22 protein-coding genes and 1 pseudogene are annotated in these 24,646 nt (G+C 70.3%); 16 read left to right on the top strand and 7 right to left on the bottom strand.

What is annotated here, in order from left to right; genetic code table 11:
* The first annotated feature begins 73 nt into the window (after positions 1–73).
* Positions 74–2,959 (top strand): aminomethyl-transferring glycine dehydrogenase, encoded by a 2,886-nt coding sequence (gcvP, locus tag ACWGJM_RS28815; RefSeq protein WP_453414630.1) that lies wholly within the window; start codon positions 74–76, stop codon positions 2,957–2,959.
* A gap of 57 nt (positions 2,960–3,016) precedes the next feature.
* Here gcvP and ACWGJM_RS28810 read toward each other — a convergent pair whose 3' ends face one another.
* A complete protein-coding gene (locus ACWGJM_RS28810; protein WP_453414629.1) occupies positions 3,017–3,436 on the bottom strand; it encodes a TOBE domain-containing protein in 420 nt (139 codons plus the stop codon).
* A 74-nt stretch (positions 3,437–3,510) separates the two neighbouring features.
* The gene (locus ACWGJM_RS28805; protein ID WP_453414628.1) at positions 3,511–3,912 is read right to left on the bottom strand and encodes a TOBE domain-containing protein; all 402 of its coding nucleotides are present in this window, start codon (positions 3,910–3,912) and stop codon (positions 3,511–3,513) included.
* A gap of 67 nt (positions 3,913–3,979) precedes the next feature.
* Between ACWGJM_RS28805 and ACWGJM_RS28800 the strand changes: the two are divergent.
* Together ACWGJM_RS28800 and ACWGJM_RS28795 are read left to right on the top strand one after the other, a co-directional pair.
* Positions 3,980–4,186 (top strand): annotated as a pseudogene (locus ACWGJM_RS28800) (DUF1707 SHOCT-like domain-containing protein); the annotation flags it as partial.
* Between the two features lie 121 nt (positions 4,187–4,307).
* Positions 4,308–4,583, top strand: coding sequence for a hypothetical protein (locus tag ACWGJM_RS28795; protein ID WP_453414645.1), 276 nt, complete (start codon positions 4,308–4,310; stop codon positions 4,581–4,583).
* A 27-nt stretch (positions 4,584–4,610) separates the two neighbouring features.
* Here the strand turns inward: ACWGJM_RS28795 and ACWGJM_RS28790 are convergent, their stop codons facing one another.
* Positions 4,611–6,566: an amino acid transporter gene (locus tag ACWGJM_RS28790; protein ID WP_453414627.1), complete on the bottom strand. Its 1,956-nt coding sequence runs from the start codon at positions 6,564–6,566 to the stop codon at positions 4,611–4,613.
* A gap of 298 nt (positions 6,567–6,864) precedes the next feature.
* Between ACWGJM_RS28790 and ACWGJM_RS28785 the strand changes: the two genes are divergently transcribed.
* From ACWGJM_RS28785 to ACWGJM_RS28765, 5 genes are all read left to right on the top strand, one after another.
* Positions 6,865–8,391: a glycoside hydrolase family 43 protein gene (locus ACWGJM_RS28785; RefSeq protein WP_453414626.1), complete on the top strand. Its 1,527-nt coding sequence runs from the start codon at positions 6,865–6,867 to the stop codon at positions 8,389–8,391.
* A 278-nt stretch (positions 8,392–8,669) separates the two neighbouring features.
* Positions 8,670–9,962, top strand: coding sequence for an extracellular solute-binding protein (locus tag ACWGJM_RS28780; protein ID WP_453414625.1), 1,293 nt, complete (start codon positions 8,670–8,672; stop codon positions 9,960–9,962).
* Between the two features lie 9 nt (positions 9,963–9,971).
* On the top strand, positions 9,972–10,970 hold the full coding sequence (locus ACWGJM_RS28775) for a carbohydrate ABC transporter permease (RefSeq protein ID WP_453414624.1): 999 nt from the start codon (positions 9,972–9,974) through the stop codon (positions 10,968–10,970).
* Positions 10,971–11,035: 65 nt separating this feature from the next.
* Positions 11,036–11,800 (top strand): carbohydrate ABC transporter permease, encoded by a 765-nt coding sequence (locus ACWGJM_RS28770; RefSeq protein WP_453414644.1) that lies wholly within the window; start codon positions 11,036–11,038, stop codon positions 11,798–11,800.
* Positions 11,801–11,877: 77 nt separating this feature from the next.
* Positions 11,878–12,927: an endo-1,4-beta-xylanase gene (locus tag ACWGJM_RS28765; protein ID WP_453414623.1), complete on the top strand. Its 1,050-nt coding sequence runs from the start codon at positions 11,878–11,880 to the stop codon at positions 12,925–12,927.
* Positions 12,928–13,051: 124 nt separating this feature from the next.
* Here the strand turns inward: ACWGJM_RS28765 and ACWGJM_RS28760 are convergent, their stop codons facing one another.
* Both ACWGJM_RS28760 and ACWGJM_RS28755 read right to left on the bottom strand, forming a co-directional pair.
* Positions 13,052–13,258: a DUF5999 family protein gene (locus ACWGJM_RS28760; protein WP_361436804.1), complete on the bottom strand. Its 207-nt coding sequence runs from the start codon at positions 13,256–13,258 to the stop codon at positions 13,052–13,054.
* Between the two features lie 426 nt (positions 13,259–13,684).
* The gene (locus ACWGJM_RS28755; protein WP_361802368.1) at positions 13,685–14,269 is read right to left on the bottom strand and encodes a hypothetical protein; all 585 of its coding nucleotides are present in this window, start codon (positions 14,267–14,269) and stop codon (positions 13,685–13,687) included.
* A gap of 565 nt (positions 14,270–14,834) precedes the next feature.
* On the opposite strand from ACWGJM_RS28755, the gene ACWGJM_RS28750 reads away from it, so the two are divergent.
* Both ACWGJM_RS28750 and ACWGJM_RS28745 read left to right on the top strand, forming a co-directional pair.
* Entirely contained in the window at positions 14,835–16,352 is a 1,518-nt protein-coding gene (locus ACWGJM_RS28750; RefSeq protein ID WP_453414622.1) for a glutamate--cysteine ligase, read from the top strand.
* A gap of 148 nt (positions 16,353–16,500) precedes the next feature.
* A complete protein-coding gene (locus ACWGJM_RS28745; RefSeq protein ID WP_453414643.1) occupies positions 16,501–17,301 on the top strand; it encodes a CPBP family intramembrane glutamic endopeptidase in 801 nt (266 codons plus the stop codon).
* 132 nt (positions 17,302–17,433) lie between these two features.
* Here the strand turns inward: ACWGJM_RS28745 and ACWGJM_RS28740 are convergent, their stop codons facing one another.
* Positions 17,434–18,243, bottom strand: a complete 810-nt coding sequence (locus ACWGJM_RS28740) for a PhzF family phenazine biosynthesis protein (protein WP_453414621.1) — start codon at positions 18,241–18,243, stop codon at positions 17,434–17,436.
* A 174-nt stretch (positions 18,244–18,417) separates the two neighbouring features.
* On the opposite strand from ACWGJM_RS28740, the gene ACWGJM_RS28735 reads away from it, so the two are divergent.
* The 4 genes from ACWGJM_RS28735 (at position 18,418) to ACWGJM_RS28720 (ending at position 22,139) form a co-directional block, all read left to right on the top strand.
* Complete coding sequence (locus tag ACWGJM_RS28735; protein ID WP_453414620.1) at positions 18,418–19,251, top strand: class II glutamine amidotransferase; 834 nt, start codon at positions 18,418–18,420, stop codon at positions 19,249–19,251.
* A gap of 223 nt (positions 19,252–19,474) precedes the next feature.
* Positions 19,475–19,834, top strand: a complete 360-nt coding sequence (locus tag ACWGJM_RS28730) for a hypothetical protein (protein WP_453414642.1) — start codon at positions 19,475–19,477, stop codon at positions 19,832–19,834.
* A 283-nt stretch (positions 19,835–20,117) separates the two neighbouring features.
* Positions 20,118–21,323 carry an MFS transporter gene (locus tag ACWGJM_RS28725; RefSeq protein ID WP_453414619.1) on the top strand — a complete coding sequence of 402 codons (1,206 nt, stop codon included), beginning with the start codon at positions 20,118–20,120 and terminating at the stop codon, positions 21,321–21,323.
* A 198-nt stretch (positions 21,324–21,521) separates the two neighbouring features.
* Entirely contained in the window at positions 21,522–22,139 is a 618-nt protein-coding gene (locus ACWGJM_RS28720) for a PadR family transcriptional regulator (RefSeq protein WP_390734621.1), read from the top strand.
* Positions 22,140–22,232: 93 nt separating this feature from the next.
* Here the strand turns inward: ACWGJM_RS28720 and ACWGJM_RS28715 are convergent, their stop codons facing one another.
* Entirely contained in the window at positions 22,233–22,661 is a 429-nt protein-coding gene (locus ACWGJM_RS28715; protein ID WP_453414618.1) for a type II toxin-antitoxin system Rv0910 family toxin, read from the bottom strand.
* 237 nt (positions 22,662–22,898) lie between these two features.
* Here ACWGJM_RS28715 and ACWGJM_RS28710 point away from each other — a divergent pair, with 237 nt between their 5' ends.
* Together ACWGJM_RS28710 and ACWGJM_RS28705 are read left to right on the top strand one after the other, a co-directional pair.
* Positions 22,899–23,450, top strand: coding sequence for a Clp protease N-terminal domain-containing protein (locus ACWGJM_RS28710; protein ID WP_453414617.1), 552 nt, complete (start codon positions 22,899–22,901; stop codon positions 23,448–23,450).
* Positions 23,451–23,532: 82 nt separating this feature from the next.
* Positions 23,533–24,537, top strand: a complete 1,005-nt coding sequence (locus tag ACWGJM_RS28705; RefSeq protein WP_453414616.1) for an EamA family transporter — start codon at positions 23,533–23,535, stop codon at positions 24,535–24,537.
* Positions 24,538–24,646 lie beyond the last annotated feature (109 nt).

Below are 24,646 nucleotides of genomic sequence, written 5' to 3'. Positions count from 1 at the left end.
AGAGGGGGAGGCCGTCGGGGTACCCGCGCCGGGGTGCCCCTCGAAGGTCGCGTCAGACCAGGAGGCCTCCGCAATGACCACCCACCGCACCCCGCTCTCCGAGCTCGAACAGGGCATCCCCTTCGAGCAGCGCCACATCGGGCCCGACCAGGAGGCGCGGGCCAAGATGCTCGCGCACGTCGGCTACGGCTCGCTCGACGAGCTGACCGCCGCCGCGGTGCCGGATGTGATCAAGAATGCCGACGCCCTGGATCTGCCGGGTGCCCGTACCGAGGCCGAGGTGCTCGCCGAGCTGCGTTCGCTGGCCGACCGCAACCAGGTCCTCGACTCGATGATCGGGCTCGGGTACTACGGGACCTTCACGCCGCCCGTCATCCTGCGCAACGTGATGGAGAACCCGGCCTGGTACACCGCTTACACGCCGTACCAGCCGGAGATCTCGCAGGGACGGCTCGAGGCCCTGCTGAACTTCCAGACCATGGTCGCCGAGCTCACCGGGCTGCCGACCTCCGGTGCCTCGCTGCTCGACGAGGGCACGGCAGCGGCCGAGGCGATGGCACTCTCCCGGCGTATGGGCAGGAACAAGAAGGGCCTCTTCCTGGTCGACGCGGACGCGCTGCCGCAGACCATCGCCGTGATCCAGGCCCGCGCCGAACCGACCGGCGTGGAGGTAGTGGTCGCCGACCTCAGCGAGGGCATCCCGGCCGAGGTCGCCGAGCGTGAGATCAACGGCGTGCTGATCCAGTACCCGGGCGCGTCCGGGGCCGTACGCGACATCAAGCCCGTCGTCGACCGGGCGCACGAGCTCGGCGCGCTCGTCACCGTCGCCGCCGACCTGCTGGCGCTGACCCTGCTCACCTCCCCGGGCGAGCTCGGCGCGGACATCGCGATCGGTACGACCCAGCGCTTCGGCGTGCCCATGGGCTTCGGCGGCCCCCACGCCGGCTACATGGCGGTGCACGAGAAGTTCGCCCGCAGTCTGCCCGGCCGCCTGGTGGGCGTGTCCGTCGACGCGGACGGCAACAAGGCCTACCGGCTGGCGCTCCAGACCCGCGAACAGCACATTCGCCGCGAGAAGGCCACCAGTAACATCTGCACCGCCCAGGTGCTGCTCGCCGTCATGGCCGGTATGTACGCCGTCTACCACGGCCCCGAGGGCCTCAAGGTCATCGCGCGGCGCACCCACCGGTACGCCACCCTCCTGGCCGAGGGGCTTCGGGCAGGGGGCGTCGAGGTCGTCCACGGCGCCTTCTTCGACACCGTCACCGCGCGCGTGCCCGGCCGGGCCGCCGAGGTCGTGGCCGCCGGCCGGGAGAACGGGGTCAACCTGCGGCTCGTCGACGCCGACCAGGTCTCGGCCGCGTGCGACGAGACCACGACCCGCGCCCAGCTGGGCGCCGTATGGACGGCGTTCGGGGTGGAGGGGGACATCGAGGCGCTGGACGAGGCGACCGCAGACGCCCTCCCCGAGGCACTGCTGCGCACCGACGGCTACCTCGCCCACCCTGTCTTCCACCAGTACCGCTCCGAGACCGCGATGCTGCGCTACCTGCGCCGCCTCGCCGACCGCGACTACGCGCTCGACCGCGGCATGATCCCGCTGGGCTCCTGCACCATGAAGCTCAACGCGACCACGGAGATGGAGCCGGTCACCTGGCCGGAGTTCGGGCAGCTGCACCCCTTCGCGCCCGCCGAGCAGGCGCAGGGCTACCTCACGCTCATCCGTGAGCTGGAGGAACGACTCGCCGAGGTCACCGGATACGACAAGGTCTCGCTACAGCCGAACGCCGGTTCGCAGGGCGAGTTCGCCGGCCTGCTCGCCGTACGCGGCTACCACCGTGCCAACGGCGACGACCAGCGCACCGTCTGCCTCATCCCGTCCTCCGCGCACGGCACCAACGCCGCCAGCGCCGTGATGGCGGGCATGAAGGTCGTCGTGGTGAAGACCGCCGAGGACGGCGAGATCGACATCGAGGACCTGCGGGCGAAGATCGAGCAGTACCGTGACGAGCTGGCGGTGCTGATGATCACGTACCCGTCGACGCACGGCGTGTTCGAGGAACACGTGGCCGACATCTGCGCCCGGGTCCACGACGCCGGCGGCCAGGTGTACGTCGACGGCGCCAACCTCAACGCGCTGGTCGGTCTCGCCAAGCCGGGCCACTTCGGCGGTGACGTCTCCCACCTCAACCTGCACAAGACGTTCTGCATCCCGCACGGCGGCGGCGGTCCCGGCGTCGGTCCCGTGGCCGTGCGCGAGCACCTCGCGCCCTACCTGCCGAACCACCCGCTCCAGCCGGCGGCCGGTCCCGAGACGGGAGTCGGCCCGATCTCGGCCGCGCCCTGGGGCTCGGCGGGCATCCTGCCGATCTCCTGGGCGTACGTCCGCCTGATGGGCGGCGAGGGCCTCAAGCGTGCCACCCAGGTCGCCGTGCTCTCCGCCAACTACATCGCCAAGCGCCTCGAGCCGCACTACCCGGTGCTCTACACCGGCCCGGGCGGCCTGGTCGCGCACGAGTGCATCATCGACCTGCGCCCGCTGACCAAGGCGACCGGCGTATCCGTGGACGACGTGGCCAAGCGGCTCATCGACTACGGCTTCCACGCGCCGACGATGTCCTTCCCGGTGGCCGGCACGCTGATGATCGAGCCGACCGAGTCGGAGGACCTGGCCGAGCTGGACCGGTTCTGCGACGCGATGATCGCGATCCGCGCGGAGATCGAGAAGGTCGGCGCGGGCGAGTGGCCCGGCGAGGACAACCCGCTGCGGAACGCCCCGCACACCGCCGCCGCGCTCGGCGGGGAATGGAAGCACGCCTACAGCCGCCAGGAGGCCGTGTTCCCGGCCGGGGTCTCCGCCGCCGACAAGTACTGGCCGCCGGTGCGCCGCATCGACCAGGCCTTCGGCGACCGCAACCTCGTCTGCTCCTGCCCGCCGCTGGACGCGTACGAAGACTGAGCAAGCGGCCAGACAGGCACCATGGGGCCCCGTCCGTGTGGCGGGGCCCTTGCGCGTTCACGCCGTCGCCAGCGACACCTCGGTCGACTTGATCAGGGCGACGACGTCGGAGCCCACGAAGAGGCCGAGGTCGGTGGCCGCCTCCTTCGTGATCGCCGCGGTGAGTTCGCCACCGTCCACGGTCACCCTCACCGAGGCCATGGCAGTTCCGATCGTGAGGTGGGTGATGGTGCCGGGGACCTGGTTGCGGATCGAGAGACCGTCGACCCGGCTGGTGGCCAGGGAGACCTCCGTAGCCTTCACCAGAGCGCGGACGGTGGCGCCCGGGGCGAGCGCGAGTTGCTCGGCGGCCTCCGAAGTGATGGCCGCCGTGAGGCCCTGGCCACCGTCCAGGCGGATCTTGACGATGGTCATGACCTCGCCGGGGTGGACGGCGGTGACGGTGCCGGGGAGCTGGTTGCGGATGCTCAGGGTCATGGCCCCACACCGTAGTGCGCGAGGGCGTTCAGGCAGGGTATGTGCTGATTTGCGGCGTCGTCGGGTGCCCGGCGTCATACCCGGTCGATATGTACATTCGTCGACTTCACGCGGGCGGTGGCCTCCATGCCGACCTCCAGGCCCAGTTCCTCCACGGCCTCGCGGGTGAGCAGGGAGACCAGGCGGTGGGGGCCGGCCTGGATCTCGACCTGGGCCGCGACGTCGCCGAGTTTGATCGCGGTGACGATGCCGGGGAAGGCGTTGCGGACCGAGGTGTAGGAGGTGCCCGTGTCCTCCTCGCCGCCGCCCGCCTTGGCGAGTTCGACAGAGAACGCGGCGAGGTCCTTGCCGTCGACGAGTCTCCGCCCCGCCTCGTCGCGGTGGGTCGCCACCCGGCCCGCGTCCGCCCAGCGGCGGGCGGTGTCCGGGCTCACGCCGAGCAGCCGCGCCGCTTGGCCGATCGTGTAGGACTGCATGCCGGTCACGATAGGGCGAATGCGGAGGGAACCGTGGAGGGGGGTCGGTCGTTGGGTATAACGCGATATGTCTTTAGTTCGCGTTCTTCTTGGTCGTGGTCGCCAATCGGGAATCGGGGTGAGGGGCATGTTTCGGCTGAGCTGTGGGCCGCGCACGCGGACGGGCCGCGCACGCGGACGGGCCGCGCACGCGGACCGGGACCGTGTCGTGGATGTGCTGACGGTTGCGGCGGGGGACGGCCGGCTGACCGTCGCGGAACTCGACGAGCGCGTGGGTGCGGCCCTGGCCGCCCGGACCCTGGGTGAGCCGGCCGGGCTGACGTCCGATCTGCCGCCCTGCGTGGCCATCGCTGGGTGTTCCGCGGCGCCTGGAGATCGACTCGTCGTGGGGCGACGTGACGCTGGACTTCACCGGGGCGGTGATCACACACGACACCCTGGGCATCGGCCTGGACATGCGGGGCGGCACCCTGCGGCTGGTGACCCGGCCGGGAGTGGTCGTGGACACCGACTCCCTCGCGATCGGCTACGCGAAGATCCGGTCGCGTCCGGCGGAGGAGCCCGGGGCACCGGTCGTCCTGCGCGTGGAGATACGCGGGCGGATGAGCCATGGCCAGGTCGTGACCGGGCCGCCGCGGCGCCGGTTCCTGAGGAAGGGGACGGCGGCCTGACCGCGGGCCATCCGGGCTGACCGCGGGTCACCCGGTGTGCACGCGCGGCCGCCGCTCGCGGTTCGGTTCCGCTTCGCGCAGGACTTCCCGGGTGACGGGGGCGACCTCGCCCTGGCCGAAGAGGAAGAAGCGCAGGAAGTTGGCGAAGGGAGTGCCCTCGGTCCACTCGAAGTACATGTGCGGGATGCAGCCCGTGGTGTCGCGGACGTGCAGGAGGAGGGCGGCGAGGGCGTTGGGGATGGAGGAGGACTCCAGGGTCAGGACGCGGTAGCGGTCGTGAAGCACCTCGCCGCGGACGGTCAGCTCGGCCTCGAACTCGGAGGGGTCGGTGACCGTGACCTCCACGAAGACGAAGTCCTCCTGGGCGGGGATGTCGTTGTCGGCCCGGATCTGCTCGATCTTGTCGCGGTACTCGGCCTTGTCCCGCCGATCGGGCTCGTTGGCGATGAGCCGGATCTTGCGGCTGGCGATGTCTCGGACGAACCGCTGCGCCATGTCGTCCAGCGTCACGTCGGTCACGCGCAGCTCGAAGGCGCGGGCCAGCCGGGACAGCAGCGAGACCAGGATGATGCCGACGATGAAGCAGGCACCGATTTTCACACCGTCCGGGCGCTCGATGACGTTCACGACCGTCGTGTAGAGGAACACGGCGGAGATGACGGCGAAGGCGATCGTCCATTTCCGCTGTCCCGCCTTGCGGGCGGCGATGGTCACGGCGATGGCGGCGGAGCTGATCAGGACCAGCACACCGGTGGCGTAGGCGCCGCCCTGCGCGTCGACATCGGCGTCGAAGATCCAGGTGACGAGGAAGGCGATGAGGATGAAGACGATGACCATCGGGCGGACGGCACGCGCCCAGTGCGGGGCCATGCCGTAGCGGGGGAGGTAGCGCGGCATCAGGTTGAGCAGGCCGGCCATCGCGGAGGCGCCCGCGAACCACAGGATGGCGATCGTGGAGACGTCGTAGACCGTGCCGAACGCGTTGCCCAGGTACTCGTGGGCGAGGTAGGCGAGAGCGCGGCCGTTGGCCTGGCCGCCCGTCTTGAACTCCTGCTCCGGGATCAGCACCGTGGTGATGAAGCTGGTGGCGATCAGGAAGGCGCTCATGATGACGGCGGCGGCGGTCAGCAGCTTCTTCGTGTCGCGAATACGGCCCTTGGGATGCTCCTCGGTGTCGCTGTCGTCGCCCTGGACGTGCGGCATGACGGCGACGCCGGTCTCGAAGCCGGACAGGCCCAGCGCCAGCTTCGGGAAGACCAGAAGGGACAGGCCGATCATGACGAAGATGTTGCTGTGTTCCGTGGTCAGAGCGCTGGTCCAGTCGGTGACCACGTGCCCGGCCGTGGCGACGTGCCACAGGCCGACGAACACGACGACGACGTTGAGCGCGAGGTAGATGCCGACCAGGGCGACCGCGACTCCGATCGCCTCCAGGAAGCCCTTGAGGAACACCGCGCCGAGCAGAGCCACCAGGAAAAGCGTGATCACCATCTGGTGACCGTGGAGCGTGCTGGTCAGGTGCGGGTTCTCCACGAGGTGGGTGGAGGCGTCGGCGGCCGACAGGGTGATGGTGATCAGGAAGTCGGTGGCCGCGAAGCCGAGCAGGGTGAGCACGAACAGCTTGCCCTGCCAGAAGGAGAGCAGCCGTTCCAGCATCGCGATGGAACCCTCACCCCGCGGGCTCTCTTCGGCCACCCGGCGGTAGACCGGCAGGGCGCCGGCCAAGGTGACTATGACCAGCACGACGGTCGCGATCGGCGACAGCAGCCCGGCAGCCAGGGCGGCGATGCCCGGCTGGTAGCCGAGGGTGGAGAAGTAGTCGACGCCGGTCAGGCACATCACCCGCCACCAGCGCTGACCCTTGTGCGGAGGCTCGGGCTCCGCGTGCGGTCCCGTATGGCCGCCGGCCTTGCCCATGTCGGACAGACCCTCCAGCATCCAAGCGCGCAGGCGGCTGGGAGGAGGGTGTTCGGTCGTGACCATCGCCGTGCTCCTGGGTGGGGCTCAGTGGGTTTCCGGCCATCGCTCGGACGGCGGCAACAGCGTATGCGGAGAGTGACGCGTGGGCCCCTGATTCATGGGGTGGTGGGCGTCAAGCTTGCGTTAAGAAGGTCCGGTGGACGGCAGATGTGACGCTGCGTGCACGCGACCAGTGCAACTCCGTGCGCCACTCGAGGAGTTGATCAGCGCCGGCTGATCGCATATACGGCACCACGCCAATAAAATTCGCTCCCAGGTTCGAAACTTTCGGCTGCGGCCGAGGCCGACTTGGGGGTATGGCATGCGTGCGTACGACAACCCGGTGATCCCCGGCTTCCACCCGGATCCAAGCGTGTGCCGGGTGGGGGGCGACTACTACCTGGTCTGCTCCAGCTTCGAGTACTTTCCGGGCATCCCGCTCTTCCACAGCCGGGATCTCGTGCACTGGCGGCAGATCGGCAACGTCCTCGACCGGCCGGGGCAGTGGGAGCTGCCCGACGACATCCCGGCCTCCGGCGGGATCTACGCGCCCACCATCCGGTACCACGACGGGCGCTTCCATGTGATCACCACCGATGTCGGGGGGATCGGCACCTTCCTCGTCACCAGCGAGCGTCCCGAGGGCCCGTGGTCGGACCCGGTCCGCATCGGGCTGCCGGGCATCGACCCCGACCTCGCCTGGGACGAGGACGGCTCCTGCTGGTGCGCGATGGCCGGGGTGACCGTGGCCCGGATCGACCCGGCGACGGGAGAGGTGCTCGAAGGACCGCTCCCGGCCTGGTCGGGGACGGGGATGCAGCACCCGGAGGCGCCGCACCTCTACCGGATCGGCGACTGGTGGTACCTGATGCTGGCCGAGGGTGGCACCGCGCTCGGGCACGGTGTCTCCATCGCCCGCGCGCGCTCCCCGCGCGGCCCCTGGGAGCCGGCTCCCGGCAATCCTCTGCTGACCCATCGCGGCACCGACCGCCCGATCCAGTGCACCGGCCACGCCGATCTGGTGCGGGCGGCCGACGGGAGCTGGTGGATGCTGCTGCTGGGCACCCGGCCGCGGGGCTTCTTCCCGACGTTCCACGTCCTCGGCCGGGAGACCTTCCTGGCACCGGTGGAGTGGGCGGACGGCTGGCCCCGGGTCGGGCCGGTGCGCGAGCGGCATCCCGCACCGACGGCCTGGCACCCCGTCGAACCGGCGCCGGTCCGGGACGACTTCGACGCTCCGGACCTCGCCCCCTACTGGATCTCGCCGCGCCGCAGGCCGGAGGGTTCCTGGTCGCTGACCGAGCAGCCGGGCCGGCTGACGCTCACGGCGACCGGGAGCAGCCTGGACCGGCCGGGCTGCACCTTCGTCGGGAGGCGTCAGCAGCATCCCGACTGCCGGGCCGCCGCCCTGGTCGATGCCGGTGCCGGGCGGGCCGGGCTGTCCGTGCTCCTGGACGAGGCACACCACTACGACCTCGAGGTGGGCGGGGGCGTGGTGAGCGTGGTCGCCCGGATCGGGCCCGTCCGGCAGCGGCTTGCGGAGCATCCCGTGCCGCCGGGCCCGGTCACGCTCGCCGTCGAGGTCCGTACGGACCGGGTGCTGCCTCCCACCGCCACGGCCGGCGGCCAGGAGGCTCCCGGCATCCGGGCGGGCGGCCCCGACACCGTCTCCTTCTCGGTCGAGAGTGCCGGCGAAACCGTTCGGCTGGCCGAACTCGACGGCCGCTACCTGTCCACCGAGGTGGCGGGCGGCTTCACCGGTCGGGTGCTCGGCATGTACGCCACCGAGGGCCGGGCCGCCTTCGACTGGTTCGACTACCGGCCGACTACCTGCTGCGCGACACCTTGACGCCTCTGAGCGGCCTTTCTAGAGTCGCCGTTCGGAACGTTCGCTGAAAACGCCGAATGTTTCGGCTCGCCGTAGTCCGGAAAAGCCCGTTTCTCTCAGCAGGGCAGGAGCCGCAATGCGTACAGCGGCACGTAGCGCAGCGGCACTTCCGGCCAGGGGGTTCTCATTCCGCCGCAGCAAGCGTCGTCCGAAGGGTTGCCACCCGGTAAGAGCGGTCTCTAAGGTGCGGCGCAGCTTTCCGGCATAGTTCCGAAAGTTTCGAAGACAAGGAGCGCATCATGGGCGACCCGGCACTCTCCCGCCGCGGCTTCCTGGCGGCCTCCGCCGTGGCCGGTCTGGGCATGACGGCACTCAGCGGCTGCGGCGGCGACTCGGGCGGAGGGTCGTCGAACGGCACGACCACGATCGAGTGGTGGAACATCTCCACCACCCAGCCGACGAAGACGGTCTGGGCCGGTCTGGCCAAGAAGTTCGAGGCGCAGAACCCCAAGGTCAAGGTGAAGATCGTCCAGATGGAGAACGACGCCTACAAGTCGAAGATGACGGCGCTGATCGCCTCCGGGAAGCTGCCGGACATCTTCCACACGTGGGGCGGCGGCGTGCTCCAGCAGCAGGTCGACGCGGGGCTCGTCGAGGACCTCACCGACAGGACCAAGCCCTGGGCCGACGGGATGCTGTCCGTCGCCAAGCAGCCGTACAGCCTCGACGGCAAGCTGTACGGCATCCCGTTCGACATCGGCATGATCGGTTTCTGGTACAACAAGGCGCTCTTCAGGCAGGCCGGCATCAGCACCCCGCCCACCACCTGGAGCGGCTTCCTCGACGCCGTGAGGAAGCTGAAGGCGAAGAACATCACGCCGATCGCCCTGGCGGGCAAGGAGAAGTGGCCCGAGATGTACTACTGGGCCTACCTCGCCATGCGCACGGCCGGAATCGACGCGCTGAAGAAGGCCGACGAGTCCAAGGACTTCACCGCCCCCGGGCTCGTCCAGGCGGGACAGCACCTCAAGGACCTGGTCCAACTCCAGCCGTTCCAGAAGGGGTTCCTGGGCGCCTCGTACTCCACCCCGACCGGCCAGGCGGCCACCATGGGCAACGGCAAGGCGGCCATGGAACTCATGGGGCAGTGGGCCCCGGTCGTCGAGGCCGACTCGGGCAAGGGCCTCGGCTCGAACCTCGGCTTCTTCCCCTTCCCGGCCGTCGAGGGCGGAAAGGGCGCGATCACCGAGGTGTTCGGCGGTGGCGGCGGGCACGCCCTGCGCAAGGGTGCCCCGCAGGCGGCCGTCGACTTCCTGAAGTTCTTCGCCTCCGAGACCACCGACCTGGAACTCGTCAAGAAGACCAACACCCTTCCGGTGGTCCCCGGCGCCGAGAAGGCGCTCTCCGACCCCAACACCAAGGCCGTACAGGCCCAGTTGAAGGGTGCCACCGGCTTCCAGCTCTACCTCGACCAGGCGTACGCGCCCGCCGTCGGACAGGAGGTCAACGACAGCGTCTCCGCGCTGATCGCCGGCTCGAAGTCATCCGAGCAGGTCACCCAGTCGATCACCAAGGCCGCGAAGGAAGCGTAGTAGCCGGCGATGACCTCGACCTTCCTCCCGGACAAGCGGACGGACCCCGGCGTCGCCCTCTCCTCCCCGGCGGCGACATCGGCCCGGGGACGGGCGCGCCGGCGCCTGCTGCACTGGCTCACCGCGGTCGGCTTCCAGGTGCCCGCGCTGGTGCTGTTCATCGGGCTGGTACTGCTGCCGATGCTGTTCGCGCTGTACGCCGCCTTCTTCCGTTGGGGCGGCTTCGGCATGCCCTCCGACTACATCGGCACGGACAACTTCACCCAACTCTTCCAGGACGACGTCTTCCTGGGCGACCTGTGGCGCTGTCTGCTCCTGGTGGTCCTGTCCCTCACGCTGCAACTGCCGTTCGCGCTCGCCATGGCCGTCGCGCTCAACCAGCGGCTGCGCGGGCGGGCCGTGTACCGGATGCTGTTCTTCGCGCCCTACGTCCTGTCCGAGGCGATCACCGGCGTGCTGTTCAGCATGATCTTCGCCCCGGACGACGGGCTCGCCGACCACGTCCTGGGCACCATCGGACTGGGCGGCGTCGGGGGGGAGTGGTTCGCCGACCCCTCCTACGTCATGGCGACGCTGTTCCTCGTCATGACCTGGAAGTACTTCGGCTTCCACATGATGCTCTACCTCGCCGGACTGCAGGCGATCCCGGCCGAGTTGACCGAGGCGGCGCTGATCGACGGCGCGAACCCCTGGCAGCGGTTCCGCAACGTCACCCTGCCGCTGCTCGCGCCCACTCTGCGCATCAGCATCTTCCTGTCCGTCATCGGAGCCATTCAGCTCTTCGACCTGGTCTGGGTGATCACCCAGGGCGGGCCCGACCACCACTCCGAGACGATGGCCGTGACCATGTTCCAGTACGGCTTCAAGCGCTACCAGATCGGCTACGCCAGCGCGATCAGCGTGGCCATGTTCGGCATCTGCCTCGTCTTCGCCCTCGTCTACCAGCGGTTCGTGCTCCGCCGCGACCTCGAAGGGGCCACCACGACGATGAGGGGAGACAGCAAGTGATCCGCAGGACCAAGGCGGTACGCGAGCTGCCGCTGCACCTGGTGCTCGTCGCGGTCGGCGCGGTGATGGTCGTACCCCTGCTGTACGCCGTCCTGTCCGGCTTCAAGTCCACCGCCGAGCTCTCCCGCAACCCCTTCGGACTGCCCGAGCACTGGCTGACCGGCAACTACACGGACATCCTCGGCTCGGGCGACTTCTGGCGGCTGGTGGGCAACAGCACGCTGATCGCGGTGGCGACAACCGTGCTCGTGGTCGCCGCGTCCGCGCTGGCCGCCTTCTCCTTCGCGCGGTTCGCCTTCCGTGGGCGGGAGTTGCTGTTCACCTTCTTCACGATGGGGCTGATGTTCCCCTTCGCGGTGGCCGCGCTGCCCCTCTTCCTGCTGCTGCGCTACCTCGGCCTGCTGGACAACCCGCTCGGTGTGATCCTCCCGCAGGCCGCCTTCGGGCTGCCGATGACCATCATCATCCTGCGCGGCTTCTTCCGGCAGATCCCCGGCGAGCTGGAGGAAGCGGCCACGCTCGACGGGTGCAGCGCCTTCGGGTTCTTCTGGCGGGTGCTGCTGCCCATGGCGCGGCCCGCGCTCGGCACGGTGTCGGTGCTGGCCGTCGTCACCAGCTGGAACAACTTCATGCTGCCGCTGCTGGTGTTCACCGACTCGAAGTGGTGGACGCTGCCCCTCGGCGTCGCGCAGTTCCAGGGCCAGTACTCGGCGGAGTACGCCCGTGTCTTCGCCTACCTGGTGCTGGCGATGGTCCCCGCCCTCGCCTTCTACTCGGTCGCCGAGCGTCAGCTCGTCGGCGGCCTGACCGCCGGCGCGACGAAGGGATGACCCGCGCCGACGGGTGTACGGCCCCGTTCGCACCCGAGTACGACCCCACCCCGCATCCGACAGTGAGGAGTCGCACCATGCCCAGGACCAGTACGCGCCTCAGACTCGCCGGCACGCTCGCGGCCGTTCTGGTGGCCGCCGGCGTCGCCACCGGCCCCGCCGCCCAGGCGCACGGGCGGCAGCCCACGCTCGCCGAGCTCGCCCACCGGCACGGGCGCTACTTCGGCAGCGCCACCGACAACCCCGAGCTGACCGACAGCGCGTACACGAAGATCCTCGGTACCGAATTCGACATGATCACGCCGGGCAACGGCATGAAGTGGTACGCGACCGAGCCCCAACAGGGCGCCTTCGACTGGTCGAAGGGCGACGAGATCGTCGATCTCGCCCGCGCGAACCACCAGCGGGTCCGCGCCCACACCCTGGTCTGGCACAGCCAGCTGCCCGACTGGCTCACCTCACGGGAGTGGACCGCCGGCGAGCTGCGGGCGGTACTGAAGAAGCACATCACCGAAGAGGTTCGGCACTACCGGGGCAAGGTCTACTCCTGGGACGTCGTCAACGAGGCCTTCAACGAGGACGGCACCTACCGCCAGACCCTCTGGTACAAGACCCTCGGCCCCGGCTACATCGCCGACGCGCTGCGCTGGGCCCACCAGGCCGACCCGCACGCCAAGTTGTACCTCAACGACTACAACACCGAGGCGACCGGCCCGAAGAGCGACGCCTACTACGCCCTGGCCAAGGACCTCAAGGCGCGGGGCGTGCCCCTGAACGGCATCGGTTTCCAGGCCCACTTGGCCCTCCAGTACGGCTATCCCACCACCCTGGAGGACAACCTCCGCCGCTTCTCCCGCCTGGGCCTGGACACCGCGCTGACCGAGGTCGACGTCCGTATGCAGCTGCCCGCGACCGACGCCAAGCTGGCCGAGCAGGCGACCTGGTACCGGGACCTGACCGAGGTCTGCCTCGCGGTGCGCCGGTGCGTGGGGGTGACGGTGTGGGACTACACCGACAAGTACTCGTGGATCCCGGCTTTCTTCCCGGGCGAGGGCGCGGCCCTGCCGTGGGACGAGCAGCTGAAGCCGAAGCCCGCGTACGAGGCACTGCGCGACGCGCTCGGCTGACGGCCGGATACGGTCAGTAGTCGGTCCCGGGCATGCGTCGGGGCCGGTGCGCACGGAGTGTGTGCGAGCCGGCACCTCAGGTCACCGGGCGGCGCGGGTCCGCCCGGGGTGGTGCCGAAAAGGCCTAGGCGGCCGTCATCACCCGGCTGGGGTTCAGCGGGCGGTGCGGGGCGATGATCTGGCCGTCGGGCAGGAGCTCACCGGTGTCCTCGAAGAGCAGAACGCCGTTGCACAGCAGGCTCCATCCCTGCTCCGGGTGGTGCGCCACAAGGCGGGCGGACTCCCGGTCGGCGGATTCGGCTGTCGGGCACGGTGGCTGGTGCTGGCACATGGGTGGGATCTCTCGCTCTGTCGTGGTCATGTCCGCCCCCCGTGGTGATAAGTCGGTCGGAACCCAGTGTTGCCCTCCGGGCGTCAATCCGCAGGTATTTCGCAGCACCGCTTCTCACAGGTTGATGACGCATCGCCCACGTGCTCGGTTCATCCGCACCGCACTGTCATTTCGGGTGGTTCTCGGTGGCCGGATGGGGCTAGTCAGGGTGATGCGGACGGTTTTAGCGGCTCTTAGGAGCGGCTAATTGCTCGTACGAGCACATTGGCGCCGGAATGACCGCGCGTACCCCGCCACCGAAGTGGTGGCGGGGTACAAAAGGAGAGCGGGAGAACGGGAGGGAACGAGGGGAACGGGGAGAACGGGTAGAAGGAGGAGAAGGAGGAGAAGGAGGAGAAGAGGGACAAGCAGGAGGGGGAAGCGGCGTCAGGCGGGCGAGCCCAGCAGCGGGACGGGAGTCGCCCGGTGGGTCAGCACCGGGAGCAACTCGGCGACCCGGTGCGGCCGGTGGGCCGCGATGCCGGGCGGTGCGGGAGCCAGCGGGACGAGCAGGTCGGTGGCGGCGGGATGGCCCTCGGCGCCGTCCGCGGCGCAGTCGCCGTGCAGCCACAGCGTGAGCATGTACAGGCCCGGTACCGACAGCAGGCGGGCCTGGTAGGGCTGCTGCATGGTCTCGGCCTGGCGCAGAGCGCGTTCGGTGGAGGCGATGTAGGGGCCCTCGAAGAAGTGCGAGAACGCCCAGCCGTCGGGGGTCAGCCGGGTCTCGGCCGCGGCCACCGCACGGTCTCCGCACCGGATCAGGAACCGCCAGCCGGTCAGCCGGGTCGCGGACACGCCCTCGGCGGTGATCCGGTCCAGTACGTGCAGGGGCAGGGGCAGTTCGGGTGTGGCGGGTCCCTGGGCGGCTCGCAGGGAGGGGGTCCGGGCCTCGCGGACGGCGGTGGGGGAACCGAGCGCCGTGAGGACGGAGCGCAGGGCAGGCGCGGGGGCAGGGGGAACGTGCAGGGGCATGGTGGGTCGCCTCTCATTCGACAGGCGCGACGCGATGGCGCGAGGGCGGGGGTGGGCGGACGGCGCTGTCAGCTCATGGGGTCAGAGAGGCGGGGGCCCTGGGGCGGTGAACGAGAGGTGCGGACGCGGCCTGCCGCACGTCGCCTGGACGGCGGGAACCAGAACGGTGGGCGCCAACCTTCTGCCTTCTTCGCGGAGTTTATACGACTTGCGTTCAGACGATGTTTCGTCTAGCCGTTTCCGGTGAGTAGAGCAAGTCCGTATTCGGTCGGCGATTCGCGGGAATCATCCCGATTTCCGGGCCTACCGTGGCCCTCTGACCTCGGAATACGCCGTCGTAGCGGACGGCCCATTCGCGTCGGCGTTTTTCACGAGGTCGATGGGGCACACGAAGGTGCATGCTGCCCCATGCCCCGTGAATGTGCCGCGGGGCACATTCCAACAGAGTAGCGGGGATGGGGCCCGCGCGGGACGTTATCGATCGCGTCGGGTGGGCATCATCCCACCTGACCCAGGACCCCGGCGGCCGGATCTTCCGCCCGCCCATCCGAGGAGGGACGCTTCGATGGGGGAGAAGGTCGTGGCAGGGCCGTTCGACCTGTCCGATCGCCAGCGCTACCGGGAAAAGCTCCGCAGGTGCCTGACGGGGCTGGAGCGGCTGCTGGCCCAGGAGAGGTTCGACCGGCCCAAGAACCTGATGGGTGTGGAGATCGAGCTGAATCTCGTGGGCTCCGACGGCCTGCCGAAAATGCTGAATGGGCAGGTACTGGAACGCATCGCGAGCCGCGATTTCCAAACAGAACTCGCCATGTTCAACCTGGAAGTCAACATTGCCCCACACCGGTTGGGCGGGCGGGTATTCGACCGGCTCGCCGAGGAACTCCGCACCTCGCTGGCGTACGCCGACCGTAAGGCCGGCGAGCTGGACGCCGGAATCGTGATGATCGGCATCCTGCCCACTCTGGACCGCGACGACCTGGTCTCCTCCAACCTCTCCGAGGTCGACCGCTACACCCTGCTCAACGACCAGATCGTGGCCGCCCGGGGCGAGGACTTCCGCCTCGACATCGACGGGGTCGAACACCTCACCTGCACGTCCCGCTCCATCGTCCCCGAGGCCGCCTGCACCTCCGTGCAGCTGCACCTTCAGGTCACCCCGGGCCGCTTCGCCGACGTGTGGAACGCCGCCCAGGTGGCCTGCGCGCCGCAGATCGCCGTCGGTGCCAATTCCCCGTTCCTCTTCGGCCACGAACTGTGGCGCGAGTCCCGCCCCCCGCTCTTCCTCCAGGCCACCGACACCCGCCCGCCCGAGCTCCAGGCCCAGGGCGTGCGGCCGCGCACCTGGTTCGGGGAGCGGTGGATCTCCTCGGCGTACGACCTGTTCGAGGAGAACCTGCGCTACTTCCCGGCCCTGCTGCCCATCTGCGACGACGAGGACCCGCTCGAGGTCGTCGAGGCGGGCGGCGCGCCCAAGCTCGCCGAACTGGTCCTGCACAACGGCACGGTGTACCGCTGGAACCGCCCCGTCTACGATGTCGCCGACGGCGTGCCGCACCTGCGGGTGGAGAACCGCGTCCTGCCGGCCGGGCCCACCATCACCGACGTCATCGCAAACGCGGCCTTCTACTACGGTCTGGTGCGCGCCCTCGCCGAGGAGCCCCGGCCCGTATGGACCCGGATGCCGTTCGAGGCGGCTGCCGCCAACTTCGACGCCGCGTGCCGGTACGGCATCGACGCGCGCCTGGTCTGGCCGCGGCGCGGGCGGTACGGCGGCACGGGCGAGGTCGACGCGGTGACGCTGGTACGCGACGAGCTGCTGCCGCTCGCCGAGGCGGGGCTTCAGGGGTGGGGCGTCGAGGCCGCCGACCGTGACCTCTACCTCGGTGTCATCGAGGAGCGGTGCCGGCGCCGGGTCAACGGCGCGTCCTGGCAGGCGGCGACCTTCCACCGGGCCCTCGAACAGGGCCTCCCCCGGGACGGCGCCCTGGCGGCCACGACCCGTCGCTACTGTGAGCTCATGCACCTCGGCGAGCCCGTGCACACCTGGCCGGTGGGACTGCCGGAGCCGGTGCCGCTCGGCTAGGAGCCGCGCGGGTGGAGCAGCACGAGGGGGGTGGGACGGGGGTCGGTCGTGCCTGTTCGGGGGTGATCGGGCAAGCTGGGTCCTCCCGTGACGGTGGTGCCCCTCCATGTCGCCCGACAGCCTGTGGCGCACCCATCTGGAGGCAGGTGTGCAGGTGCAGGCAGGCTCGGTGGCCGATTCCCTTCCGCAGGGGCCGGCCTCGCGACGGATCTTCCGGGACGAGACCCTGCTCGTTCTGGCCCTTTCGCTCGGCGCGAGCGGCGTGTCCGCTCTGATCAGCTTCATCGGATCGGTCACCAAACCCGGCGGCCTGAAGGATCAGGCGGCCACCCTCAACGCCTCGGCCGCGCCGGGGCGCCCCTGGCTCGATCTCGCCTGGCAGCTGTTCGGCATCGCCTCGGCGCTGGTCCCCGTCGCCCTGGTCGCGCACTTCCTGCTGCGCGAGGGCGAGAGCCTGCGCACCCTCGGCTTCGACCGGACCCGCCCCTGGCCCGACCTGGGCCGCGGGGCCGGTGTCGCGGCGGTGATCGGCAGCACCGGCATCGCCTTCTACCTGGCCGCACGCGGTCTCGGCTTCAACCTCACGGTGGTGCCCGAGGCGCTGCCCGACGTGTGGTGGAAGTACCCCGTGCTGATCCTCTCGGCGATGCAGAACGCCATCCTCGAAGAGGTGATCGTGGTCGGCTACCTGCTGCGCCGGCTGGGTCAGTTGGGCTGGACCCCGGGGACCGCGCTGGTGGCCAGCTCCGTGCTGCGCGGCTCCTACCACCTGTACCAGGGCATCGGCGGTTTCGTCGGCAACATGGTCATGGGCGTGGTGTTCGTCTTTCTGTACCGGCGCTGGGGGCGGGTCGGTCCCCTGGTGGTGGCGCACTCCCTGCTCGACATCGGGGCGTTCGTGGGCTACGCGCTGCTGGCGGGAAAGGTGGGCTGGCTGCCGACGAAGTGAGGGGACGGGAGGGGGCGTACGAGGCTGTCGTACGCCCCTTTCGTGTCGCTCGGGTTCGTGTCGCTCGGATTCGTGTTGCTCGGGTTCGTGTTGCTCGGGTTTGTGTCGCTCGGGTTCGTGTCTTCGTGTCGCTCAGGCGAGGAGTTCGCCCTCGATGACCGTGACCGCGCGACCTGTCAGCAGGGTGCGGTCGCCGCGCAGGCCCGTGCGGACGAGGCCGGTGCGCCGGGAGGCCTGGAGGCCCGTGAGGTCGCGGCGGCCGAGGCGCTCGGACCAGTAGGGGGCGAGGGCGGTGTGGGCGCTGCCGGTGACCGGGTCCTCGTCGATGCCGACGTTCGGGAAGAAGCAGCGGGAGACATAGTCGTGGCCGCGGGCCGGGTCCTCGGCGCGGGCGGTGGCGATGACACCACGCGTGGAGTGGACGGCGAGGGCCTTGTGGTCGGGGGAGAGCCCGAGGACGGTCTTCTCGTCGGCGAGTTCCAGCAGCAGGTCGCCCACGTTCGGCCCGGTGTCGACGGCGGCGACCGGCTCCGCGCCGAGCGCCTCCGCGAGGCCGGCCGGGAGGTCGACCGGGGTGAGCGGGGCGGTCGGGAAGTCCAGGGTGATCGAGCCGTCCTCGCCGGGCGTGGCGATGAGCACGCCGCTGCGGGTGGCGAACCGTACCGGTCCCGCGTGGGCGCCGGTGGTGTGCAGGACGTGGGCCGTGGCGAGCGTCGCGTGGCCGCACATCGCCACCTCGGTGACGGGCGTGAACCACCGCAGCGCCCAGTCCGCGTTCCCGCCCTCGGGCAGGCGGTGGGCGAACGCCGTCTCGGCGTGATTGACCTCCATGGCGACCTTCTGAAGCCGGTCGTCGTCCGGGAAGGCGTCGAGCAGCAGGACCCCGGCGGGGTTGCCTGCGAACGGGCGGTCGGTGAAGGCGTCGACGATTCGGATACGCATGCGCTGACATTAGGGCGTGGGCTTCCTGCGCGGCCAAGGCCAATTCCTGGCTGCTGGACCGACCTGGGGGCGGGTCCGTAGCGCGCTCGGGGCGGAAATCACCCGCTACGGGCGATGCCCCGCGCGGCGGTTCCGGGTGAACTTCTCGTTCAGAATCACAGGGAGGTGCCACCGATGTGCCGATGGCTCGCCTACTCAGGAACCCCCGTCCTGCTCGACACCATTCTCTACAAACCCGCGCACTCGCTGATCGACCAGAGCCTGCACTCCAAGCTGGGAGTCGAGACGACCAACGGCGACGGGTTCGGCGTCGGCTGGTACGCGCCGGACATCGGCACTCCCGCGATCGTCCGGGACACCACCCCGGCGTGGAACAACCGCAACCTGCGGGAGCTCGCCGACCACGTCCGCTCCCCGCTGTTCTTCGCCCACATCCGCGCCTCGACCGGTACCGCGGTGCAGCAGACCAACTGCCATCCGTTCCGCCACGACCGCTGGATGTGGATGCACAACGGGGCGATCACGGACTTCCACCGGGTGCGCCGGGATCTGGCCCTGGCCGTCGACCCGGGACTCTTCTCCGACATCGAGGGCTCGACGGACTCCGAGATGATGTTCTTCCTCGCGCTCACCTTCGGTCTGGAGCACGACCCGCCGGGTGCCGTCGCGCGGATGGTGGGTCTGGTGGAGCAGACAGGCCGCCGGCAAGGGGTGGAGTACCCGATCCAGATGACGGTGGCGGTCACGGACGGACACCGGCTGTGGGCCTTCCGTTACTCCAGCCAGGGCGCCTCACGCTCGCTCTACTACAGCACCCGGGTCGAGACACTGCGGGCCCTCCACCCCGATGTGGCCTTTCTCCAGCACATCTCCGACGAGACCCGCCTGGTCGTCTCCGAGCCCCCGGTTGATCTGCCCGGAGCCTGGAACCAGGTTCCCGAGAGCAGCTACGGCGTCGTGCACCAGGGTGCGGACGAATTGCACTCCTTCACCCCCGCGGCCGGATAGCGCGGTGACCTGTCTCAGTGAAGGTTCCGCGAAGCACCAGCTCGGCCGTCGGGCTGGGGCTGCTGTGGAAGCGCTGTCGCGTGCGTACGGCGATGAGGCGTTGTCAGCGTTTGAGCTGGGCTTTCGCAGCGACGGAGAGCACCGCAGGCCCCCGCTGGGAGCGAGTTGGCAGGTTCCGTTCGAGGCGGTCTCACCTGTCCGGCCGTTCCGTTGGGACAAGGACATGCCGGGCTTCGCCGGCTGGTACTACACGGTGACCGCGCGGGATCATGTGGGCTACGAGTCGTGGTTGGAGCGGGACCGGTTGATCCTGCTCGACAGAGATCCGCAGGTGAGGGCGATATCGTCGCAGCCCTTCTGGCTGCACTGGCACGACGGCAGGCGACACCGCCGCCACGCTCCCGATCATTTCGTTCGGCTGGCCGCGGGGCAGCCCGGGTCGTGGACGTCCGCGCCGCGGAGGACATGGATCGGCGGGCACGAGAGGCCTTCGCGGCGACCGGCGCTGGTGCTCACGCAAGTGCTACCGGCTGTCCCGAGGCTCGCCCGAGACGCCATCCGCTTTGCGCGTAGCTCTTCCTGAGTGAGATCGCTGGTCAGGCCAGGAGTTCGTAGTGGTGCTGGTCAGGGCGGGGTGGAGCCGTTCGCCTTGCATCTGGGGGTGTTCGTTTCTGCGCGCCGTTCCTTTACGCTCGGGGAGGTCACCAACTACCGCATGACATCTGCCCGGTGACGGAGTCGGCGTGGGGTGCGCGTCCCCGCTCCACGCCACCACTGGACGGCTTCAGGCGCAGCCACGGGTCGGCACATCCGGACGCCGACGACCCCCTGTGGCGCGTCCCGCCGGGCGGCGAAAGGGATGCGTCGTGCCTTCGGCGACGGCGAACTACCGCACCTTGCTGCGCACTTCGGGTGCCGCGGCCTTCTTCCTTCCCGCTGCTGTCGGGCGTCTGGGCATCGCCATGACGGGGATCGGCATCGTCTGGCTGGTGCACGCACGCACCGGGTCGTATGCCGCCGCGGGTCTCGTCGCCGGCGGATTCGCTGTGGCGGACGCCGTCGCGGGGCCCCAGATCGGGCGCCTTGTCGACCGGTTCGGGCAGGCGCGGGTGCTTCCCGGCGCGCTGGTCGCACATGCCGGGGCCGTGGCGCTGCTGCTCGCCGGCGCCGTTCCGGACCTCGTCGCCGGAGTGCTCGTCGGGGCAACGCTGCCCCAGCTCGCGGCCCTGTCCGCCGCCCGCTGGTCCGCCCTGCTGTCCGGCGAACGGGCTGCCGCGCTGCCCACCGCCTTCGCCCTTGAGGCCCTCGCCAACGGCATGTCCTACCTGGCCGGCCCGGCCCTGGTGAGCGTCCTCGGTGCGGCGGGCCACCCGGGCGCCGGCGTGCTGCTCGCCGCCGCGCTCGTCGTCGGCGGCGGGCTCGCCCTTGCCGTCCAGCGCCGCACCATGCCGCCCCTCGCCGGCCGCGCCGAACGCCGGCACGCCGGACGCGAACTGCTCCGCTCCGCATTCCTGCGGCAGGTCGCGCTCGGCCTCACGCTCGGGGTGTTCTTCGGCGCGATGCAGGTGTCCGTCACCGCGTACGCCGTTTCACGCGGCACACCGGACGCGGCAGCACTGCTCTACTTCGCCTCCAACTGCACCAACCTGGTGGGCGGCTGGGCCTACGGAGCATGGCGCCACGGCGGCTCACTCCGGCGCCACCAGGCCGCAGCCGCCGCCTGCCTCACCGTCGCGAGCCTCCCGCTGACCTTCCTCGACGCGCCCCTCACGGTCGGCGCCACCCTCGCTCTGACCGGACTCGCTGTGCCGGTCCTCCTGATCCTCACCTCCGTCCTCACCGAGTCGTCGGTCCCGCTCGCCGTCCTCACCCAGGCGTTCACCTGGGGCAACTCCGCAAGCGCGGCAGGAACAGCGGGCGCCGCGGCGGTCGCGGGGCGGGTGGTGGACGCGGGCGGTGCGCACGGCGGTTTCGGCGTGGCGGCGGGGGCCGCGGTGGTGATGACGGTCCTGGCGCTCGGCGGTCTACGGGACTCATCACCGGACGTGACCGAAGTGGTCAACCTTCGCTGAGACAAATCAGCAGTTCGTCAATCTGCGGTTCGTCGATCTTCGCTGAGGCGAAGACCGATCAGTGCAGCTTGCCTGAGACCGACCCCACCTTCACTGAGACAGGTCACGCGGTCACCGTTCTCCGAGCCTTGTCATGCGATCGGTTCCGATATATCGTTGAAGCATCGCGACAGATCAACGATGGATGGAGTGACTGCGATGCGTACCCACGGATTCGAGCGTGGACATCGTCAGGACGGCCCCCACCGGCGCGGCCGGGACGGGATGCGGGCGGCCTTCGGACCCTTCGGGCCGGGTGGTCCGGGGTTCGGGCCCGGCGGGCCCGGCTTCGGGCCGGGGCCCTGGGGTCCGCGAGGGCGCGGTGGCCCGAGGGGGCGGGCGCGGCGCGGTGACGTGCGGACCTCGATCCTGGCCCTGCTGCGGGACCGGCCGATGCACGGCTACGAGATGATCCAGGAGATCGCCGAGCGCAGCGGCGGCGCGTGGAAGCCCAGCCCCGGCTCGGTCTACCCCACTCTCCAGCTGCTGGAGGACGAGGGCCTGATCGCCAGCGCGAGCGAGGGCGGCAAGAAGCTGTTCTCCCTCACCGACGAGGGCCGGACCGCGGCCGAGGCGGGCCCCGAGGCCCCCTGGGAGGAGGCGTCCCGCGGGGTCGACTGGGAGGTCCTCGGTGAGATCCGCCAGGCCGGGTTCGGTCTGATGGAGGCCTTCAGCCAGGTCTGGAAGACCGGCAGCAAGGAGCAGCGCGAGAAGGCGCTGGCCGTGATCAACGACGCCCGCAAGAAGCTGTACCTGATCCTCGCCGACGAGGACTGACAGCCGTACGGCCGTCGAGGCGCCCCGTGGAGCGATCCGCGGGGCGCCTCCGTCGTGTACGGGGGGTGAGTGCGGACGGGTCGGGTCGCCGGGTCAGGCCACCAGGCCGTCCAGCTTGCGCAGCGACTCGTTCAGGGCCGCCGTCGCCGAATCCTTGAGCTTGCCCGCCATCAGGGAGACGGCCGCGCCGGTGAACTCGCCGTCGATGCGCACCGTCGTGCCGTCGCCGTCGGGGGTGAGTGTGTAGCGCGTGGCGACGGTCACCGCCATCGGACCCTTGCCGCGAATGGCGAAGACCCGGGCCGGCTCCAGTTCCTCGACGGTCCACTCGACCTCCGCCGGGAAGCCCATCAGCTTCATGTTCTCCTGGAAGGTTCCGCCCACCTCCAGGGACTCGGGGCCGCCCTTGGGGAAGCTGGTGTGGGTCGCGTTCCACTCCCCGTACGCCGACCAGTCCGTGAGCTTCGCCCACACCTTCTCGGCCGGTGCCTGGATGCGTGCCTCCGCGCTGACTTCGGCCATGCGACCACCCCTTCGTGTCGGGCTACGGTGTCGCGGAACGTAGCCGCAGGGCCCCGAACATTCAATACTGACGAACCGTCAGAATATGTGGAGGCCGGTACGGTCCGTAGCCCTCGTACGGTCCTGATCTCCTCCGCAAGGAGGAGATGCCGAACGCCGGTGTCCACTCACCGTGGGAGGCCGAAATGGTTCCCCTCGCCGATGACACCGACGTGGGGGACTGATGAGGTAGGGGATGTGCAACCCCGTATTCCCCACCAGTCCGCCCGTGACCAGGGCGTCCACCGGCCGGACGACGAGGCCGGGCTCGGTGCGGAGCTGACGGCGGTGGTAGCCGTGGCCCGCCGCAGGGCCGTCCGGTACAGGGACCGGCAGATCGACACCGCTCATCTGCTGCACTCGCTCCTGGAGACCGACGCCGAGGTGCGCGCCGCAATCGGCGACGCCCGCAAGGTCGTCCGTCTGCTCGGCTACCTCGTGCAGCGCAGCATCGGCTACGGCCTGCGCTGGCAGAGCAGCGTGGAGGACTCCGGCACGCTGTCCTTCCTGAAGGACGCCGAGGGCTGGTCGCCGGTCGCCGCGGCCGCCATGCGGTGTGCCCGCGACCGCGCCGGTCGGCACGGGGAGGAACGGGCCCGCGGCATCGACCTCCTCGCGGCGCTCGCCGCCGACCCGCAGGCCCGGGCGGTCGAGGTGCTCCGGCGCGCCGGAGTCGAGGCGGCAGACCTGCTCGCGCGGATCGACCGCGCGACGGCGGAGTGCGTCGGCGACGGCGGAAGGGCGCGCTGAGCGGTGCCCGGCGACCCGGCTCCGTCCAGCCGCTGAGACAGGTGTCAACGGGGGTGACGCTCATGTCGTCGCCTGCCATCATGTGCCGGTGCGTACGTCTGAGAGCAGTCATGGCGGTGGCAGGAAGGGCGTCGGGCTCGGCCTGGCACTCGGCTCCGCGCTCGCCTTCGGGGGATCCGGGGTCGCGGCCAAGCCGCTGATCGAGGCGGGGCTCGACCCGCTGCACGTGGTGTGGCTGCGAGTGACGGGTGCCGCGCTCGTGATGCTGCCCCTCGCCGTGCGCCATCGCGCCCTGCCGCGCCGCCGCCCCGCGCTGCTCGCCGGGTTCGGACTGCTCGCCGTGGCCGGCGTCCAGGCCTGCTACTTCGCCGCGCTGTCCCGTATCCCGGTGGGGGTCGCGCTGCTCGTGGAGTACCTCGCGCCCGCGCTCGTGCTCGGCTGGGTGCGGTTCGTGCAGCGGCGGCCCGTCACCAGGGCGGCCGCGCTCGGGGTGGTCCTCGCCGTCGGCGGCCTCGCCTGCGTGGTCGAGGTGTGGTCCGGCCTGGGCTTCGACGCGCTGGGGCTGCTCCTCGCGCTCGGCGCGGCCTGCTGCCAGGTCGGCTACTTCGTACTGTCGGATCAGGGCGCCGGGTCCGGCGAGGAGACGCCGGACCCGCTCGGCGTCATCGCCTACGGACTCCTCGTCGGTGCCGTCGTGCTGACCTTCGTCGCCCGGCCCTGGACCATGGACTGGTCGGTGCTGTCCGGCACCGCGCGCATGAACGGCACCGAAGTCCCGGCCGTCGCCCTGCTGGCCTGGATCGTGCTGGTCGCGACGGTCGTCGCCTACGTCACCGGCGTGCTGTCCGTGCGCCGGCTGTCCCCGCAGGTCGCGGGCGTCGTGGCCTGCCTGGAAGCGGTGATCGCGACCGTGCTGGCCTGGGTGCTGCTCGGCGAGCACCTCTCGGCGCCGCAGGTCGCCGGCGGTGCCGTCGTCCTGCTCGGCGCGTTCATCGCGCAGTCCTCGACACCGGCCACGGGCGCGGCGGAGCCGGTGGCGGGCGGGGGCGCCGAAAGGGAGTTGTCCGCGCGAGAAACGGCCGCCTAGGGTGTCGATCATGCCGTCGAACGCACTCGTCCTTCCGCCCCCGGCCGCCTGAGGCGGGCCTCCGGGAACGCGCCCGGCGTGTCGCCGGGCGGACGGTGCTGCCCGCAGA

The organism is Streptomyces sp. NPDC054834, assembly GCF_053611185.1.
Note: the sequence above shows the minus strand (reverse complement) of the source record. Positions and strands in the feature narration are given on the sequence as shown.

Coding starts and splice junctions, on each gene's coding strand:
- gcvP (WP_453414630.1), top strand. CDS start 74: ATGACCACCCACCGCACCCCGCTCTCCGAGCTCGAACAGGGCATCCCC.
- ACWGJM_RS28790 (WP_453414627.1), bottom strand. CDS start 6,566: ATGGTCACGACCGAACACCCTCCTCCCAGCCGCCTGCGCGCTTGGATG.
- ACWGJM_RS28750 (WP_453414622.1), top strand. CDS start 14,835: ATGGGGGAGAAGGTCGTGGCAGGGCCGTTCGACCTGTCCGATCGCCAG.
- ACWGJM_RS28740 (WP_453414621.1), bottom strand. CDS start 18,243: ATGCGTATCCGAATCGTCGACGCCTTCACCGACCGCCCGTTCGCAGGC.
- ACWGJM_RS28715 (WP_453414618.1), bottom strand. CDS start 22,661: ATGGCCGAAGTCAGCGCGGAGGCACGCATCCAGGCACCGGCCGAGAAG.
- ACWGJM_RS28720 (WP_390734621.1), top strand. CDS start 21,522: ATGCGTACCCACGGATTCGAGCGTGGACATCGTCAGGACGGCCCCCAC.
- ACWGJM_RS28735 (WP_453414620.1), top strand. CDS start 18,418: ATGTGCCGATGGCTCGCCTACTCAGGAACCCCCGTCCTGCTCGACACC.
- ACWGJM_RS28755 (WP_361802368.1), bottom strand. CDS start 14,269: ATGCCCCTGCACGTTCCCCCTGCCCCCGCGCCTGCCCTGCGCTCCGTC.
- ACWGJM_RS28805 (WP_453414628.1), bottom strand. CDS start 3,912: ATGCAGTCCTACACGATCGGCCAAGCGGCGCGGCTGCTCGGCGTGAGC.
- ACWGJM_RS28780 (WP_453414625.1), top strand. CDS start 8,670: ATGGGCGACCCGGCACTCTCCCGCCGCGGCTTCCTGGCGGCCTCCGCC.
- ACWGJM_RS28770 (WP_453414644.1), top strand. CDS start 11,036: ATGGTCGTACCCCTGCTGTACGCCGTCCTGTCCGGCTTCAAGTCCACC.
- ACWGJM_RS28730 (WP_453414642.1), top strand. CDS start 19,475: ATGCCGGGCTTCGCCGGCTGGTACTACACGGTGACCGCGCGGGATCAT.
- ACWGJM_RS28785 (WP_453414626.1), top strand. CDS start 6,865: ATGCGTGCGTACGACAACCCGGTGATCCCCGGCTTCCACCCGGATCCA.
- ACWGJM_RS28765 (WP_453414623.1), top strand. CDS start 11,878: ATGCCCAGGACCAGTACGCGCCTCAGACTCGCCGGCACGCTCGCGGCC.
- ACWGJM_RS28760 (WP_361436804.1), bottom strand. CDS start 13,258: ATGTGCCAGCACCAGCCACCGTGCCCGACAGCCGAATCCGCCGACCGG.
- ACWGJM_RS28775 (WP_453414624.1), top strand. CDS start 9,972: ATGACCTCGACCTTCCTCCCGGACAAGCGGACGGACCCCGGCGTCGCC.
- ACWGJM_RS28810 (WP_453414629.1), bottom strand. CDS start 3,436: ATGACCCTGAGCATCCGCAACCAGCTCCCCGGCACCGTCACCGCCGTC.